The organism is Psychrobacter luti (assembly GCF_014192115.1).
GTDB lineage: Bacteria > Pseudomonadota > Gammaproteobacteria > Pseudomonadales > Moraxellaceae > Psychrobacter > Psychrobacter luti.
In genome coordinates this window covers 98130-115344 of the sequence record NZ_JACHXL010000001.1, presented here as the reverse complement: position 1 = coordinate 115344, position 17215 = coordinate 98130, and the positions used below count along the sequence as shown (strand labels likewise).

Sequence of the window (17215 nt, the reverse complement as noted above, 5' to 3'; positions counted from 1 at the left end):
TTCACTATTTTTAGAATGGATTAAAGCGTGCTTAATATATTGGACGAAATACAGTCTGAACACAAGTCGCTATAATACTCACAATCAGAACATCAATTAAAATATCAACCCAATCATCAACCGCTTTAGCCTACTAATTTGGTTGGCGAGACAGTCGCTTTAAATGTTATATTAATACTCTATTTTAATGACACTATGTTTATGGATGCGCCTACTTTGCCGACTCAAACATCACCCAATAATGACGCTGGTGCAGCACTTGATCATACATTGACATCTGTAGCGGAAAATACCGTGGACAATACAGACGCTTTAGATGACGCAACTTCTGAGATTCAGAGCCGCGCTCAAACCATTGCGCCAAACGCTATTATTTTAGCGGAAGCATTGACCGATATAGCAATCAGTTGGCGTATCCATAATTGCAAAATCAGCAAAAAAACCATCACCCAGGATATGCCGCTGCCCTTTTTATATCATTACGATAGTTTGGATGACAGTATCAAACAAACCTATCCGCTAACACCGTCATTGCTTGCGCAATTTAATACCCCAATGACAGCTGATGAGGCTGCCGCCCTGATAGGTATCGATAAAGCGCTCATCACCAGCCCTTGGCATGTCAAAGTCATTGGCTCATTAGTAGTATTTAGCGAAGCGCTGCAATTAGCCGTACGCCTACATTGGACCAATACAGGTAAAGACACCCAGCAAATTTATACCAAAAATGAAGCGGATGCGCTTACTACTGCCTTTAAAGAGTGGCAGTTTTTTGGTCGTATTGACGTCCTCTATAAAAACGATAAGCAGACGTTAATTAGTATTGATGAACAAGCTGAAGGTGATAAACAGATACTGACTATTGATGCCAGCTCTGACTATCAGTTCTTGCCAGCAACCCACGCCTTGGTCGTCATCGCCAAACTAGAAGCTGATAAAGACGAGCTGCCTTGGTTTGAGACCGCTATTTTAGAACGCCTCGCCTAAATATTGACCCTTAAGTCTTTATGATTCGGGGTTAATTGTTTTCAGTTACTCATATCTAATGGTATGGTAATGACTTAGTATTATTCACTAGTACTCACACTGCTTAAAAAGCACACTATCAGTATGACAGCGGATGCTGCACACGTTAATAAATCTCGCTCATTTGTAAGGAATATCACATGGATTATCGCTCAAAAACTTCTACTGGCGGTCGTAATATGGCAGGTGCTCGTGCCCTATGGCGCGCAACCGGCATGACTGATGGCGACTTTGGCAAACCAATTATTGCAATTGCCAACTCCTTTACGCAGTTTGTACCGGGTCATGTGCATCTCAAAGACCTCGGACAAATGGTTGCGCGTGAGATTGAAAAAGCGGGCGGCGTGGCAAAAGAGTTTAATACTATTGCCGTAGATGATGGTATTGCCATGGGTCATAGCGGTATGTTGTATTCACTACCAAGTCGTGACCTCATTGCCGATTCGGTTGAGTATATGGTCAACGCGCATTGCGCCGATGCCCTAGTTTGTATTTCTAACTGTGACAAAATCACCCCTGGTATGCTAATGGCGGCAATGCGCCTTAATATTCCCGTGGTGTTTATTTCAGGTGGCCCGATGGAAGCGGGTAAAGTCATTGCCAGCACCGTAGCTCATAGCCACAATAATGATGGCGGTAGCGACGTCCATACCACTGATAGTAAAGGCAATGCGATTCGTAAGCTTGATTTGGTCGATGCGATGATGGATGCCGCTGATGATAGCATCAGTGACGAAGACGTCTTAGCCATTGAAAGCTCAGCCTGTCCGACTTGTGGTTCGTGCTCAGGTATGTTCACTGCCAACTCTATGAACTGCTTGACTGAAGCGTTAGGTTTGGCATTGCCGGGTAATGGTTCGCTATTAGCCACCCATTCGCTACGTCGTGAGTTGTTCTTAGAAGCTGGGCGCACGATTGTGTCATTGGCAAAGCGCCGTTATGAGCAAGATGATGATTCGGTATTGCCGCGATCTATCGCTACTAAAGCGGCCTTTGAAAATGCCATGACCTTAGATATCGCCATGGGCGGCTCAACCAATACTATTTTGCATTTGCTGGCTGCCGCAAATGAAGCTGAAGTCGATTTCAAAATGCATGATATTGACCGTTTAAGTCGCGGTGTGCCTTGCTTGGCTAAAGTTGCTCCTGCTTCACAAAAATATCATATGGAAGATGTGCATCGTGCTGGCGGTGTCTTTGCGCTGCTAGCCGAGCTTGACCGCGCAGGTTTGCTGCACACCGATTTGCCAACCATTCATAGTGCCACGATGAAAGAAGCCATCGATAAATGGGACATCATGAATCCTGATAATCTTGAAGCACGTGCACGCTTTATCGCCGCTCCCGGTGGCGTACGTACTACTGAGGCGTTCTCGCAGTCTAAAGAATGGCCGAATCTTGACGTCAACCGTGAGTCAGGCTGTATCCGTAGTGCTCAGCATGCTTATTCAACCGATGGCGGCTTAGCGGTACTATACGGCAATATCGCTGAGCGCGGTTGCGTGGTCAAAACCGCTGGTGTTGATGAAAGCATCTTAGTTTTTACTGGACGCGCACGACTCTTTGAATCACAAGATGACGCGGTAGCAGCCGTACTTGACGAGCAAATCGTGGCAGGTGATGTGGTCATCATCCGCTATGAAGGACCAAAGGGTGGCCCTGGCATGCAAGAGATGCTGTATCCAACTACTTACCTTAAGTCTAAAGGTCTGGGCAAAGAATGTGCGCTGTTAACTGATGGTCGTTTCTCTGGTGGTACGTCAGGTTTATCAATCGGTCATGCCAGCCCTGAAGCTGCTGAAGGCGGCGCGATTGGCTTGGTAGAAGAAGGCGATACCATTCATATTGATATCCCAAACCGTACCATCAATATGCAAGTCAGTGATGAAGAATTGGCAGCTCGCCGCGAAGCCATGGAAGTACGTGGTCGCGATGCTTGGAAACCAGTTAACCGTGAGCGTCACGTCTCTCCTGCGCTACGAGCTTATGCGGCTATGACGACCAGTGCCGATACTGGTGCTGTCCGTGATGTTAGCCAAGTTGAGCGTTAAGCAAAATACTTTGCTTATAAGTTTTTAAAACTACAGTCTTAAAGCAATACTCTTATAGAATTATCCAAAGCCTGCGCTATGCAGGCTTTTTTTCACCAAAAAACAACGTAGCCGCTATTCTGATAACGTTTTTTTGCGGTATTAAAAGGCATTTACCCCCATTATTAAGGGCTATTAAACACCCTCTAATATCAAATTTTAAACACAATAGAATAGCGTGCATCAAGCTTATGATTGAAAACTACAATTTATTCTTATTGGTCTGCGGCATTGCCTTTTTATTTGGGGCGCTGTTTCCTATTATTTTTAAACGCACGCCCATCTCATTACCTATGTTGCAGGTGAGCTTTGGTTTACTGATGGGTTATTGGTGGACGAGTTTATCTTTTTTAAACCCGATGGATAATGGTCTCATCATCGAAAAACTGACCGAGATTGTGGTATTGGTCTCGCTAGTTGGTGCGGGTATTAAGATTGATACCGAGCTATCGTGGCACTTGTGGCGACCGACTGTGCGCTTATTACTTATCACCATGCCGATTGGTATTTTTGCAATGGCCGTCTTAGGATATTATGCTTTTGGTTTGACGTTAGGCGCTGCCATCTTGCTCGGTGCTGTACTTGCCCCTACAGACCCTGTACTGGCCTCTAGCATTCAGGTTGGTCCGCCTAACACTGGCGGCGAAGATGCACCGCGCTTTACTCTAACCTCAGAAGCGGGGTTGAATGATGGTCTCGCATTTCCTTTTGTTTATCTTGCGATTAAGATAGCGGAAGCTTATAACGAAGGACAACAGTTCACGGGTGAGATGCTGTGGTCTTGGTTTACCCATGATGTACTGTGGAAAATTGGCGCAGGCTTGGTGGTTGGCATTGTGGTGGGTAAAGTTTTGGCAAAGCTGGTCTTTTCAAAATACAGTCACAACACCACTATTTCTCAAGGATATGTAGTGATTGCCATCACATTGCTCGCCTATGGACTGGCAGAATACGTGCATAGCTATGGGTTTATTGCGGTGTTTGTCGCCGCCTTTGCCTTTCGGCGCTCAGAGCGTGAACACAGCTATCATCATAAGTTGCACGATTTTGCTGAACAATCAGAAGGTTTGCTGATGTCCTTAGTGCTTGTTATCTTTGGCATGTTCTTAGGTCAAGGATTGCAAGCTGGAGTTGAGCTGACGTGGCGCGTCTATATCGTCAGCTTTACCTTTTTATTAATGATTCGTCCTATTGGCGGCTTTATAGCTTTATCAGGATTGAATCTTCCACGTACCGAAAAATACGCTATTTCTGCCCTCGGTATTCGCGGTATTGGCACCTTATATTATTTATCTTATGCGCTCAATCAAGGATTTTTTAATAATGAAGACGCCCTCAAACTTTGGATAGTGTGCTCCATTGTGATTTTAACCTCTATCTTTATCCATGGTTTAAGTGCGACAAGATTGCTTAAAATGATGCCCAATAAGCCACACTAGTATCAAGTGCCCATGATGCTAATCAATCAGCCTTATATGCCCGCATCCACCAAATCCAATACCGCTTCTGTTAGCGCAAACTGACGGATGTCATTGAGCATCGTTACATCAAAGTTATGGATAAAGGCAAATGACAATTGCCGCGCAGGATCACACCAAGCAACCGAGCCGTTATAGCCCATATGACCAAAGGCTTGCGCTCTATCATTGCTACCTTCGCTGTCACAAATACTAAACCTGCGATGATAGCCCAAACGCCAATTCATTTTCGCCGGCATCACTGCATCCATGCCGGTAACTTGCGGGGTTGATAGCTCATTGAATGTTTCCTCATCAATCAGTGTCTGCCCCTGCCATGTACCGCCATTGGCTAGCATGGCATAAATAGTCGCTAACGCTTGCGCTGAGGCCACGCCATTGGCAGCAGGAATAATGGCTTGTAATGTCCGTTTATCGTAATAATCAATAGGTTGCTTACTGGCTAACATAAGAGCGGACTTATAGTTTTTTAGATTAAGCTGGCTATTATTAAAGTATAAACGGTTAATTTTTGCCGTATCTAGACTGGGTAACTCATTTACCTTTGTACCTTCACTTGTGCTCTCATTTTTACCATCATTTGCACTAATTTGATTGGTTAGCGCTTTTTCTTGCCAACAAGCGTAGCTTGGTAGACTGGTGTAAGTGTGCAAAGTATTGGCAGAGTCTGCCCTTAACACTGGCTTACTACGCCGAGGACGCGTTTGCGACTGCTCTTGCCCGCTTTGTTGACTGCTTTCTTGGTTTGTTCCTAAATCGCCTTCTTGCTCTGCTTCCTGTTGTGCTATCTCAAAATACTTAACTAGATGTGCAACGTCGTTCACCTTATTTTCTGGTACGCCAAAATAACAGCTATCTGCAATTCCTAGAGGTTCTGTCAAATAATGACGCAATGCGTCAGCTAATGACATATCAGTAACGGCTTCTATCACGCCGCCCAACACCCAACCATAAACCAGCGCGCTATAAGCGCTATCATATAACTCACTCTGTTCGGGAGCGGTTACCGGCATGGCCGCAACTTCTTTGAGCATCATATTCCAATCAAGCACGGCTTCATTATCGACATCGATACTTTGAATCGAAAACAAGTTGCCCTGATGCGACATCATGCGACGCAGCGTAATTTGCTCTTTACCCTGCACGGCAAAAGCTGGCCAATAATCAGCAATCGGTCGGTCATAATCAAGCAATTTCTGTGAGACCAACACGTGCACTAGAGTTGCTAATATACCCTTACCTGTGGAAAAATTAAGCGATAACGTATCAGAGCTCCATGACAAATTCGCTCGTGCCATTCCCACACTTGCTTGAGCAATGCATTGTCCTGCCTGATAAACGACCAATGCCCCACCAGCTGGCGCATCATCAAGCTGTAAGTCCGTTAGCAGTTGTTGTAATTGTTGTTGAAGCTCAGGGTTAATAGATACAATTGCTTGATTCAGTTTACTTGCTTGATGGAGGTTATTATTATTTGCTTGCGCATTATTTTTTATCATTGCTTACTCATTTTATTTATGGAAAATATTTATTACATTTAAAAACCACTACTGATAAAATTTACTCAATAAAAAGGCAACCTATTGGTCGCCTTTTTATTGAGCCCTGCTAATCAGTTTAAATGGAATCGTTAAACGGAATCGACGATAGCTTAGCGCGGTACTAATAAACGATTATGGACCTCTTCTTCAAGCTTAGTCAAACCATGACTACGCCCGCGCTCCAAAGCGGTATCCATTTTACGCCCACGTAGCCAGCCAGCACGTAGTGCGATTGCTGCGCCAGCACGATTACCAGAGCCACAATGCATAACGGTCTTTTTGCCATGATGCTGACGTAAGATGTTATCAAACGCCAATATCTTTAGCTGTTTCAAATCATTCGCACCGCGTATAGGTAGCTGCTCATAAGCCATGCCAGCACCCTCCACCGCCGCTCGTTCATCAAAACTTAGCTCGTCATCAGGTTGCAAGTTAATGACCAACTCAACGCCAGCAGCAGCCAAAGCGGCTACTTTTGCTTCATCGAGTGCACCGCAGACAATGGTGTTTGCCTCTGGACGAAAATAAGGCTCAAAGATACTTTCTAAATTGATACCGTTATCTATAGCGCTTGCAGCATTTTGTTCATTAGCATCGCATTGCTCATTAGCAGCGCTTTGGTCTATCACCGCTGAACTATTAGGCTCAGCTGCGCTTATTGCATTTTCATGTAAAGTCATAATTATTGATGTGTTCGTGAAATATGAATGTTAGAAATATGGCCTATTTTACTGGTTGTCAGCTTGCAATTTAATCACACCTGCAAGATGCGGCTTGTCGTTTTTGGCGCTATATAAGCCAAACTCACAGCTATCGTCTGCATTTTTAAGCTGGGCGACTGGTTCTGCAATCAGCTCTACTTCAGCTGGCAAAAAGATAGGCAGTTTAAATGACACTTCAACCGTACAAGCATCTGGCAGCTCGTCCATCAAAGCCAGACATTTTGCCTTTGACCACATACCATGAGCAATGGCTTTAGGGAAACCAAACGCCCGTGCTGAGAGCGGATGTAAATGGATAAGGTTAAAATCACCTGAAACAAATGCATAACGGCGACCGATATCTTCTGGCACTTCAAAGATGCTGTGCACACCGTCTTCATTAACTGCTGGCTTCACGGTTACTGGGCGCGGCGTGCTTTTTTTATCTTTGCTGCTAGATTTTTTACCGCGAGATAAATAAGTAGACGTCCCTTCCCAAATAACTTCATCGTTTGATTTCACCGTGGTGACAAAATCAAACTGCTGACCTTGAGCATGGTCACGTAGATTATCAAACTTCACCGCCATGGCAACCGTTTCGCGCTCACCAATAGGACGATACTGAGTGACGCTATTATCCACGTGTACCAATCCTAGCATGGCAAATGGAAATGGCTCTTTGACCATCATATTCATCTGCAACGTCTGTGATAAGACCGAAAAATACGTCACAGGCACTTTGCCATTATCAGCGAAACCACAAATCTTACGGTAGTCATCAAGATTGCTTTGATCGATGTGCAAGTCATCTACATAATAGGTCGCTTGTGGCAATTGGTCGCGACTGATTTTACCGCTATTACCGATAGGCAATAAGCTTTTAACGATATTAGCATAAGTGGTATGCGCTTTTGGCAACGCATCATAATGTTTGTCTGACATAATAAATCCTAAGTGGGGCTTGAGCAAATTTTCTGGCTAGATGTAAAATGCGATGCATTCGTTTATTAGTAAGAGCTTTGACTGAAACTTACTTGATTAACAATTACTTTGATTAAAATTGACACTTATTTTGATTAATATAGGTTCTGATTAAAAGGTAATTTCGCCCAACAAAGAGGGTCACTCCCTTTACCCAATACAGCTATTTATCATTATAGTAATAACCCGCCACCAACATGAAAAACAATCTAAGAAATCGGGCAAGTTATTATTACTGTGTTTTTATCATAAAAAAGCCACCCTAGGGCAGCTTTATTACAATTTATCAGCAATTTTTTCGTAAGCATATGTGAGGTAAATCTAAAACCTTACTGAATATCATATACTTAGTGCAGGCTTAATTGAGATTAATCATCTATTTTATTAACTACAATTTTGCCTGCATTACATTTACTAAGCACCCAGTAAGCTTTGACCACAAACGCGTACGATGTTGCCATTTAGACCGCCAGACGCTGGTGAAGCAAACCATGCAATCGTCTCTGCCACGTCTACTGGCAAGCCGCCTTGGCTCATTGAGTTCATACGGCGACCGGCTTCACGAATAGCAAAAGGAATCGCTTCTGTCATTTGCGTTTCGATAAATCCTGGAGCAACAGCGTTAATCGTCATGCCTTTTGCATTGTCTTCTAGTTGTTTAGCGGTGGCATTGACCAAACCAATGACGCCTGCTTTAGAAGTCGCATAGTTACTTTGACCTAAATTACCAGCGATACCTGAGATTGATGAAACGCAAACAATACGTGCATTTTCTTTCAACACATCATTATCAAGCAAGTAACGGTTGAGCTTGGCAATACTGCCCAAGTTGATATTGATGACCATATCCCATTTTTGCTCATCCATATTGGCAAGCGTTTTGTCACGCGTGATACCAGCATTATGAATCACTGAATCTAGACCACCACGTTTTTGCGCCGCTTCGGCGATTTCTTTGCCCGCATCTTCACTGGTGATGTCGACTGTTAAAACTGAACCACTGATTTCGCTTGCCACTTTTTGTAAGTCAGCTTGCTGCTGCGGTACATCAAGACAAATAACATGAGCGCCTTCGCGTGCTAGAACACGGGCAATTGCTTCACCAATACCGCGACTTGCGCCTGTAACCAGCATGGTTTTGCCGCCCAAAGGCTGTGCCCAATCAACGTCAACGTTATCGCCGTTGCTAACACGTACCACTTGTCCTGAGACATAGGCTGAACGTGCTGAGGTGAAAAAGCGTAATGTTGAGTCTAGGTTTTGCTCAGCGCCTTCGGCAACATAAATAAGCTGGGCTGTGATACCACGCTTAAACTCTTTACCGACCGACTTTACAAAACCTTCAAGCGCGCGCTGAGCCAATGCCGCTTCAATATCAGTAATATCTTCTGGTGGACGACCGATAACAATAACGCGACCTGACTTTTCTACGCGGCGCGCAACAGCATGAAAAAATTCATATACTTGCTTTAGCTCATCAGCATTACTGATATTACTGGCATCAAACAATAGGACTTTAAATTTATCAGTGCCACCTGTATTGGCCTTGGCTTTTACACCAGCATCAGACAGCGTATCTTTCACATTATCACTGCTATTTACAAATACGTCAGCGTGCAGCTCTGACAAAATACGAGCTACTGACGCACTGATGGCGGTATTGTCACCATTAGCGCGACCAACCAATACGCTACCGCGCACCGCTGGCTGGCCACTATCAAAACGATCAAGCTCTACTGGCATAGGCAAGCCTAAGTTTTTTGCTACTTTTTTACCAATAGAAGACTGAACAAAATCACCATAACGGTCTGACATAATATAATCCTATAATTAACGAGTAAAATAAAAATTAACGGGTAAATAATAGTAAACAAAAATGCAATGCGCCTATTATAAAGACTCACCAGCACTATCATTGATAAAAATTATTAGCATTTAGTAAATGGGCCCAAAACTGCCTCAACTATACACTTCCATGCGAAACAAGTCCAAAAGCCACTAATGTCTATAACAATCTGTAGACAAGCCAGTATACAAGATGGCCACTTTTTCTCGGGTCAAAAACGCCAAACTTATGCTAAAATCTAACTTATAAGTTATGGCAAACGCATTTATAGATAACAATATATTATCAAAAGCTCTGTTATGCAATGCAAATAATCAACACTAGCCAGTCGAAATGGCTGTTGTTGACTGACGTGAAGCGTTATTAACCCTTGCAATAGCTTAAAAGTAGCGTCACATCATTTGCTAAAGACATACAGTAAGGGCGTAAAAAACGCCTTATGATGAGCCACTGCATTTTAACCATTGTTATGTAATATAGTCGCTGTCATTAGATAGCAATCATTAAGTAATAGTATCTGTATACGATTTTTTATAACGTTTTACGCATTTTTTACTGCTTTTCTTTTCATTAATGTGTTCTCCCTTTTTTCTTCTACCCATACTTTTTAAGGATAATATTATGAGTAATAAAAACAATCACCCTGATAGCCCTGTTGTTGAAAGTACCGTTGTAAAAGCTAGCGATACAAAAAATACCGAGTCTGCTACGAAAGAGTCAGCAGCTAATTCAAAAGCGACTGAGTCGAAGAAAGCGGATACTAAAGCTAACGACACTAAAGCTACTGATACAAAAACAGCTAGCTCTAAAAAAGACAGCGCTGCTAAAGATAGCAAAGGCACAGCTGCTAAAGATGACAACAAAGCGAAAGAAGCGGATACGACTAGTGCTAACAAAACCACTACCACTGCTAAAAAAGCCAGCCCAACCAAGCTTAGCTCAGGTCAACATCGTGTGGCTATCTTAGGCGGCAACCGTATTCCTTTTGCTCGCTCAAACGGTACGTACGCAGATGTTAGCAATACTGACATGCTAACCGCAGCATTAGATGGTTTGGTTGAACGCTTTAACTTACAAGACAAAAAAGTCGGTGAAGTGGTTGCTGGTGCAGTCATGAAACTGAGCCGCGATATCAACTTAACGCGTGAAGCAACATTAAGCACAGCATTGAACCCACATACCCCAACCTATGATATCTCACAAGCTTGTGGTACTGGCTTACAAGCAACGTTTGCTTCTGCCAATAAAATCGCCCTTGGTATTATCGATTCAGCCATTACTGGCGGTGTTGATACGACTTCTGACGCGCCTATTGCAGTTGGCGATGGCTTACGTAAAGTGTTAATTAAATTGGGTGCTGCTAAAGACAACAAACAACGTCTAAAAGCGCTAATGGGTCTAAATCCAAAAGATTTGCTTGATACCCCGCAAAATGGCGAGCCACGTACCGGTCTATCAATGGGCGACCATCAAGCGATTACCACACTTGAGTGGAACATCAGCCGTGAAGCACAAGATGAGCTTGCTTTTACTAGCCATCAAAACCTAGCACGCGCTTATGATGAAGGTTTCTTTGATGACCTAATCACCCCATATAAAGGTTTGACTCGCGACAATAACTTGCGCCCAGATACTACCTTAGAGAAGTTAGCTAAATTAAAACCTGTGTTTGGCAAAAAGAATGCCAACCCAACCATGACAGCAGCTAACTCTACGCCACTAACTGATGGTGCTTCTTGTATCCTATTAGGTACTGATGAATGGGCGGCAGAAAATGGGCTTAAGCCATTGGCTTATATCGTTCATCAAGAAACCGCTGCTGTTGACTTCATCGGTAAGTCTGGCGACAAAGAAGGCTTACTAATGGCGCCAGCTTATGCAGTACCGCGTATGCTTGAGCGTGCTGGTCTGACCTTGCAAGATTTTGACTTTTATGAGATTCATGAAGCGTTTGCCTCACAAGTACTATCTACACTGGCTGCTTGGGAAGATGAGAAATTCTGTGCAGAGCGTCTAGGTCTTGATGCACCATTAGGTTCTATCGATCGTAGCAAGCTAAACGTCAATGGTTCATCGCTTGCCGCAGGTCACCCATTTGCTGCAACCGGTGGTCGTATCCTAGCCACTGCTGCTAAATTACTGGATCAAAAAGGTTCAGGTCGCGCGCTTATCTCTATCTGCGCCGCTGGTGGTCAAGGTGTAACGTGTATTCTAGAGAAATAATTACTCTAAGATATCCTTAGACAGTCAATAGCGTTAAGCTTTTAAAACACCCTTTAATCATTGGATTAAAGGGTGTTTTTTTGTCTAAATGAAAAGCTCTATAGAGGATTCACTTTAAAACCGCTACAGTGCGACTCGGATAATTTTTTCGTAGCCTCTGTGATAACAGCAAGCAAGAGAATTTTATACCAGTCGCACGTCACTATTAATTATCGATTTTGTTTCAAACTGACTATAGCATCACTTTCTGTCAAACCTTTTAACATCATAATTCTAATAACTATTCTATATCACTATTAACCAAGCCGTTTTTAACGGACACACCAGAAATAAATACTCAATCAATCTAACATTGCTCACTCATAGCTGCTGCGTTAGATATGTTAAAGTAGCTGTATAAAGGGTATTCATATAAAAATTTGTCATATAAAGAGCTGTCATCATAAAAGGCAGCCATAAAAATATTTATTAGGAGCTTACTATGAGCAAGGATACCTCGTCGATTGATCAGCAAACCTTAACTACGCCAAAGCGGCGTGAGCTGTCAGCGCTTGAACAAGGCAGTTTCATTACCCGAATGGATAAAGAAGTATTTGGCGATGAGCTGCGCCGAAAAATGCATCAAGACTTGATAGATAGCTATGATGAAGAGCTTGAAAATGAGATAGACGATTACGTTCGCGATTTTCGTTTTGATGGGCGCGAGATGAGTGAGCAAGAAAAGCTTGATCGCCGTACCTATTTTCAAGAGTTATTACGGCTGCAAAGAGAACTTATTAAGCTGCAAGATTGGGTAGTTGAATATGGTGAGCGTATCGTCGTGATATTTGAAGGTCGTGATTCTGCTGGCAAAGGCGGCGCTATCAAGCGTATTACTCAGCGCTTAAACCCACGTGTTTGCCGAGTGGCTGCACTACCTGCTCCAACAGAACGTGAGCAATCGCAGTGGTATTTCCAGCGCTATGTGGCGCATCTGCCTGCTGCTGGTGAAATTGTCTTATTTGATCGTAGCTGGTATAACCGTGTGGGCGTCGAGCGCGTCATGGGATTTTGTACCGATGCCCAGTATGAAGAATTCTTTCAATCGGTACCTGAATTTGAGCGCATGCTGGTACGCTCAGGTATTCGTTTGGTCAAGTACTGGTTTTCTATCACTGACGACGAGCAGCATTCACGTTTTATGAGTCGGATTCACGACCCTCTTAAACAGTGGAAACTGTCGGCGATGGATTTGCAATCACGCCGCCGCTGGGAAGATTATACCAAGGCAAAAGAGACCATGTTTGAGCGCACGCATATTCCTGAAGCGCCGTGGTGGGTGGTCGAAGGCAATAATAAAAAACGCGCACGGCTAAACTGTATTGCCCATTTACTTGAGCAAATCCCATATAAAGAAGTACCGCGTGATGAGATCGAGCTGCCTGAACGCAAGCGCGATGATGAATACTACCGCGAACCGATTCCTGATGATATGTATGTTCCACCGCGTTATTAAATAAACAAATCCATGCACGTATTATTTAATAAAATATGACGCATAAAAAAGCAGCCTTATAGGTATATAAGGCTGCTTTTTTATATTATTTCGCTAACTATCATCTAATCATAGTAAATGCGATTGCTAGTCTGTACAAACACTACATGGTATAAGTCGACTGTAAGCTATCAATCTTACCGGCTAATAAACGCTCGACCTCATTTTTAATTCTTAACCCAGCGATATCTGTACCTATCTGCACAGCAAAGCCTGCTGGACGACCGCTTTGGCTTTTAGAATTTATCCAAACTACTTTACCATTCATAGGTAAGCGCTCGCTAGAATTGGGCAAAGTCACGGCAATAAACACCTCATCGCCTAGTTTTTGTATTCTATCAGACGGCACAAATAACGCGCCATTGGTCACAAAGGATAAATAGCTTGCGTATAACGTTTCCATATCTTCAATATGACAGGTTAAAATCCCGCCACGTCCTGGCATTGCCATAGTTAGCTTCCTTTATGAGTGAGGTTTACTTTATTTTGATTTATAAATACGCCAATTCTTGCATCAGCTTATCATAAGCGAATTTTTCTTGCACATTTTGTTGTAGGGCAATTTTTGTCTGTTGCAGACTATTTATAAACGCCTCAAAGCTACTTTCAGCAGGTTTATAATTGCTTAAAGAGGCGGATAAATCAATGTCCTTTTGCAGCGCATCGAGACCCAAACATACACGGCGCATATCGACCAGCATTAGCTCCGACAGTTGAATAAACTCGCTTATACTCAGCTGGGTTTGCCAATAATCGCTTGCCGCAATGCTACTACGCTTACCGCTACGTAACGCTTGCCACGTTGTTAGCCATAGCGCGCGCTTGCCATACCAAGGCGCTTGTGCAAGAGAAACCGCTGCTAAAGGTGCACCATTTGCCAGCTGTATCAGCTGCTCAATGGCTGACGTGCCGACCGCCTCACGATTGACCGTACTACCCAGTACTTGTGTCACATAATCGATTGAAACAGTAGGTTCAATCGTTTGCAATGCCAGCTGCTGGACACGGCTCTTAATGGTCGGCAGTAACTGCGCCGGAGTATCACTGATGAGGAATAAATGCACTTGCGCTTGCGGCTCTTCCAAGGTTTTAAGCAGCGCATTAGCGGCAGCAATGGTCATTTGCTCTGCATAATCTAGCACACAAATCCGCATGCCCTGCCCACCTTGATAAATAAATGGCTGTAGAGCACGGATATCATCGACCTTTATTTTTAACGCAGCATTACTAGCAGCTTTGGCAGATTTTTTGTCTTTCGCTGTGCTACTTGCTGCTTCTTTAGCATAAGCATTATCGGCACTGACTGGCATACTAATAATTGGTAATACCTGTAAACTTGGATGCGTCCCTGATCTAAGCCATTGACAGCTCTCACAAGTACCGCAAGCGCCGAGTGGATGGTTAACGCGCTCACGGCATAATAACCATGCTACCAAGCGCCAGACAAAAGCACGCTTGCCCATCCCTTGCATACCAGCTGCTAAAAGTGCATGCGGCAAAGATTGTTGCGGCATTAATACCCGCTTTGTCAGCTGTGACCATAACTCATTTTGCCACGGTAGTAACGGTGCAAAATAAATACTATCGCTCAAAGGCACTGGGCTTATCATTTCAGTTATCTCTCTTATGGTCATCGCTCAATGCTTTTAATGTTTTCACTACCTTGAACACGCTGAACAGCTTTGATGCGTTCAGCGTGTTAATACACTTAAAACCTTTAAAACCGAACAATGCGATTATTTTTAATAAACAATATTATTTTAATTTACTTAGGCTATTATCAATTATCTGCATCAGCAATTTTGAAAATCCACTAAACTCATGGTATTGAGACGGTCCAAATCTTCTTGGGTATCGACGCCTGCCGGCAGATGACAGGCGGCTGGCGCAATAGCAATATGACCACCATTTTCTAATACGCGTAACTGCTCTAAGCTTTCCAATGTTTCGAGTGGCGTTTGCGGCCAGTGTACAAACTGCTGTAACAAGCTGACGCGGTAGGCGTATAACCCTAAGTGGCGATAAGCATTTTTTGGTGGTTGTCGCTGTGTATCCATGTCGTTTGCCAATATTACCTCACGGTCGCACGGAATCGGCGCCCGGCTAAAATACAGCGCGCGCTGTAAATCGTTAGACGTTTGGCTGACGACTTTAACGACCGATGGACGCATAAACGTCTCATAGTCTTCGATAGGTTCACATAAAGTCGCCATCACGCTCTCGGCATCTTGCACCAACAGTGCTTTAACTTGCTCTAATAGTAATGGCGGCACTAAAGGCTCATCACCCTGCATATTGACCACGATATCATGATCAGCCCAGCCTTTAATAGCCGCGACCTCAGCCAAGCGATCAGTTCCTGACGCGTGCGCGCTACTCGTCATCACCACATCAAAGCCTGCATCCATACAAACTTTGGCAATCGCTTCATCATCTGTGGCAATACACATATCATCGGCAAAATTAGCCAACTGTGCTTTTTCAGCTACCCACAGTATCATCGGTTTGCCATGGATAGTTAATAATGGCTTGCCAGGTAAACGTGTACTCTTAAAGCGTGCAGGAATAACAATATGAGTTTTGGCTGGCATTTTTTCAGCTGAGGCAAACAATGATGACATGGTTTATTCCTATAAAAACTATTTAAATTTTTAGACTGTTAGCCATTAGTGATATCAATATTTAAAGCTTTTAATTGCTGCTGTAAGCTGTCATAACAACTGTCCGATAACACCGCTGTCACTGGCAATACCCATAGTCGACTCAAAAGATCTTGATACTCTTCGCTAAGTGATTCGTCTCTAGTCGCATCTACTAGCAACGCCCTGATTTTAACCGCGTCTTTACTAGTCACAATGATAGGCTGCTCGGTATATTGTAAAAGCTCATGCAAGCTAAAATCATAATGATCCGGATAAGCATGACCAATGACATCGAAGCCGAGCGATATTAGAGTATCAAAAAAACGCTGTGGATAGCCGATACCGCTTACCGCATGTACCCGACTGTTTAGCATAGGTGGCATAGGCATTTTTTCTTCTGTGACATTTAAGCCATCTATCTCAGCAGCAGACGACCATAAAAGCTGTAATTTATCAGCTTGTAAATGCATGGTTAAACGATTAGATTGAGGTTGATTGTTATTATGCATAGTCACCCTATCAGCTTTTTCATGGTAGACCACATTTGCGCCTTCTAGGCGCGACATGGGCTCACGTAAATAACCAGTTGGTAGCAGCTGCCGATTACCAAAGCCACGTGACGCATCAACCACAATCCATTCGATATCGCGTTGCAACGCATAGTGCTGCAAGCCATCATCAGCAATAATAAGCTGCAAATCCGGATACGCGTTTAATAAAATAGTAATCGCTTGTTTACGATTGGGGCATACTGCCATAGCAGCGCCTGTCATACTGACAATTAAAGAAGGCTCATCACCTACGACACTCGGTAAACTATCAGCATGCACCAAAGCTGGCATCTGGCTGCTATCACCGCCATAACCACGGCTGATAACGCCTACCTTTATGCCTTTCTTTTGTAGATGAGTGACTAATTCAATAATTAACGGCGTCTTACCACTGCCACCTACCGTAATATTACCGATGACCATCACTGGAATAGGAGCATGATAACTTGCAAGCAGGCCTATTTTATAAGCCTGCCGACGTATCATCGTAATGAATCCATACAACCAGCTCACAGGCAATAGCAGCCAGAGCCAAGCAGCCTGACGTTGCCATGCACGCGTCATTGTGGTTTCAATACTCATGATGATTTGTTACTTATCCT

The 17215-nt window shown here is 43.6% G+C and carries 13 protein-coding genes; 5 read left to right on the top strand and 8 right to left on the bottom strand.

All coding sequences use genetic code 11. The features are described 5' to 3' along the window. Positions 1-201: 201 nt before the first annotated feature. The 3 genes from FHS24_RS00465 to FHS24_RS00455 all read left to right on the top strand — a co-directional run bounded on the left by FHS24_RS00465 (position 202) and on the right by FHS24_RS00455 (position 4555). Positions 202-987, top strand: coding sequence for a hypothetical protein (locus tag FHS24_RS00465; protein ID WP_183617750.1), 786 nt, complete (start codon positions 202-204; stop codon positions 985-987). Between the two features lie 179 nt (positions 988-1166). Beyond that, positions 1167-3077: a dihydroxy-acid dehydratase gene (gene ilvD, locus FHS24_RS00460; RefSeq protein WP_183617748.1), complete on the top strand. Its 1911-nt coding sequence runs from the start codon at positions 1167-1169 to the stop codon at positions 3075-3077. 230 nt (positions 3078-3307) lie between these two features. Next, positions 3308-4555 (top strand): cation:proton antiporter, encoded by a 1248-nt coding sequence (locus tag FHS24_RS00455; protein ID WP_183617747.1) that lies wholly within the window; start codon positions 3308-3310, stop codon positions 4553-4555. Between the two features lie 32 nt (positions 4556-4587). Here the strand turns inward: FHS24_RS00455 and FHS24_RS00450 are convergent, their stop codons facing one another. The 4 genes from FHS24_RS00450 to FHS24_RS00435 all read right to left on the bottom strand — a co-directional run bounded on the left by FHS24_RS00450 (position 4588) and on the right by FHS24_RS00435 (position 9632). Next, positions 4588-6093, bottom strand: a complete 1506-nt coding sequence (locus FHS24_RS00450; RefSeq protein WP_183617746.1) for a serine hydrolase domain-containing protein — start codon at positions 6091-6093, stop codon at positions 4588-4590. Between the two features lie 152 nt (positions 6094-6245). Then, on the bottom strand, positions 6246-6815 hold the full coding sequence (locus tag FHS24_RS00445; RefSeq protein ID WP_183617745.1) for a protein tyrosine phosphatase family protein: 570 nt from the start codon (positions 6813-6815) through the stop codon (positions 6246-6248). A 48-nt stretch (positions 6816-6863) separates the two neighbouring features. Further along, complete coding sequence (locus FHS24_RS00440; protein WP_183617744.1) at positions 6864-7778, bottom strand: MaoC family dehydratase; 915 nt, start codon at positions 7776-7778, stop codon at positions 6864-6866. A 453-nt stretch (positions 7779-8231) separates the two neighbouring features. Further along, positions 8232-9632 (bottom strand): 3-oxoacyl-ACP reductase, encoded by a 1401-nt coding sequence (locus tag FHS24_RS00435; protein WP_183617743.1) that lies wholly within the window; start codon positions 9630-9632, stop codon positions 8232-8234. A 652-nt stretch (positions 9633-10284) separates the two neighbouring features. On the opposite strand from FHS24_RS00435, the gene FHS24_RS00430 reads away from it, so the two are divergent. Both FHS24_RS00430 and ppk2 read left to right on the top strand, forming a co-directional pair. After that, a complete protein-coding gene (locus FHS24_RS00430) occupies positions 10285-11886 on the top strand; it encodes an acetyl-CoA C-acetyltransferase (RefSeq protein ID WP_183617742.1) in 1602 nt (533 codons plus the stop codon). Between the two features lie 481 nt (positions 11887-12367). Next, complete coding sequence (ppk2, locus tag FHS24_RS00425; protein WP_233449068.1) at positions 12368-13381, top strand: polyphosphate kinase 2; 1014 nt, start codon at positions 12368-12370, stop codon at positions 13379-13381. 142 nt (positions 13382-13523) lie between these two features. On the opposite strand, the gene FHS24_RS00420 is transcribed toward ppk2, so the two are convergent. The 4 genes from FHS24_RS00420 to lpxK all read right to left on the bottom strand — a co-directional run bounded on the left by FHS24_RS00420 (position 13524) and on the right by lpxK (position 17195). Beyond that, entirely contained in the window at positions 13524-13871 is a 348-nt protein-coding gene (locus FHS24_RS00420; protein WP_183617741.1) for a PilZ domain-containing protein, read from the bottom strand. Positions 13872-13911: 40 nt separating this feature from the next. Next, positions 13912-15030, bottom strand: a complete 1119-nt coding sequence (locus FHS24_RS00415; RefSeq protein ID WP_183617739.1) for a DNA polymerase III subunit delta' — start codon at positions 15028-15030, stop codon at positions 13912-13914. A gap of 183 nt (positions 15031-15213) precedes the next feature. Continuing rightward, complete coding sequence (gene kdsB / locus FHS24_RS00410) at positions 15214-16041, bottom strand: 3-deoxy-manno-octulosonate cytidylyltransferase (RefSeq protein ID WP_227671762.1); 828 nt, start codon at positions 16039-16041, stop codon at positions 15214-15216. A 38-nt stretch (positions 16042-16079) separates the two neighbouring features. Beyond that, entirely contained in the window at positions 16080-17195 is a 1116-nt protein-coding gene (lpxK, locus tag FHS24_RS00405; RefSeq protein ID WP_183617737.1) for a tetraacyldisaccharide 4'-kinase, read from the bottom strand. Positions 17196-17215 lie beyond the last annotated feature (20 nt).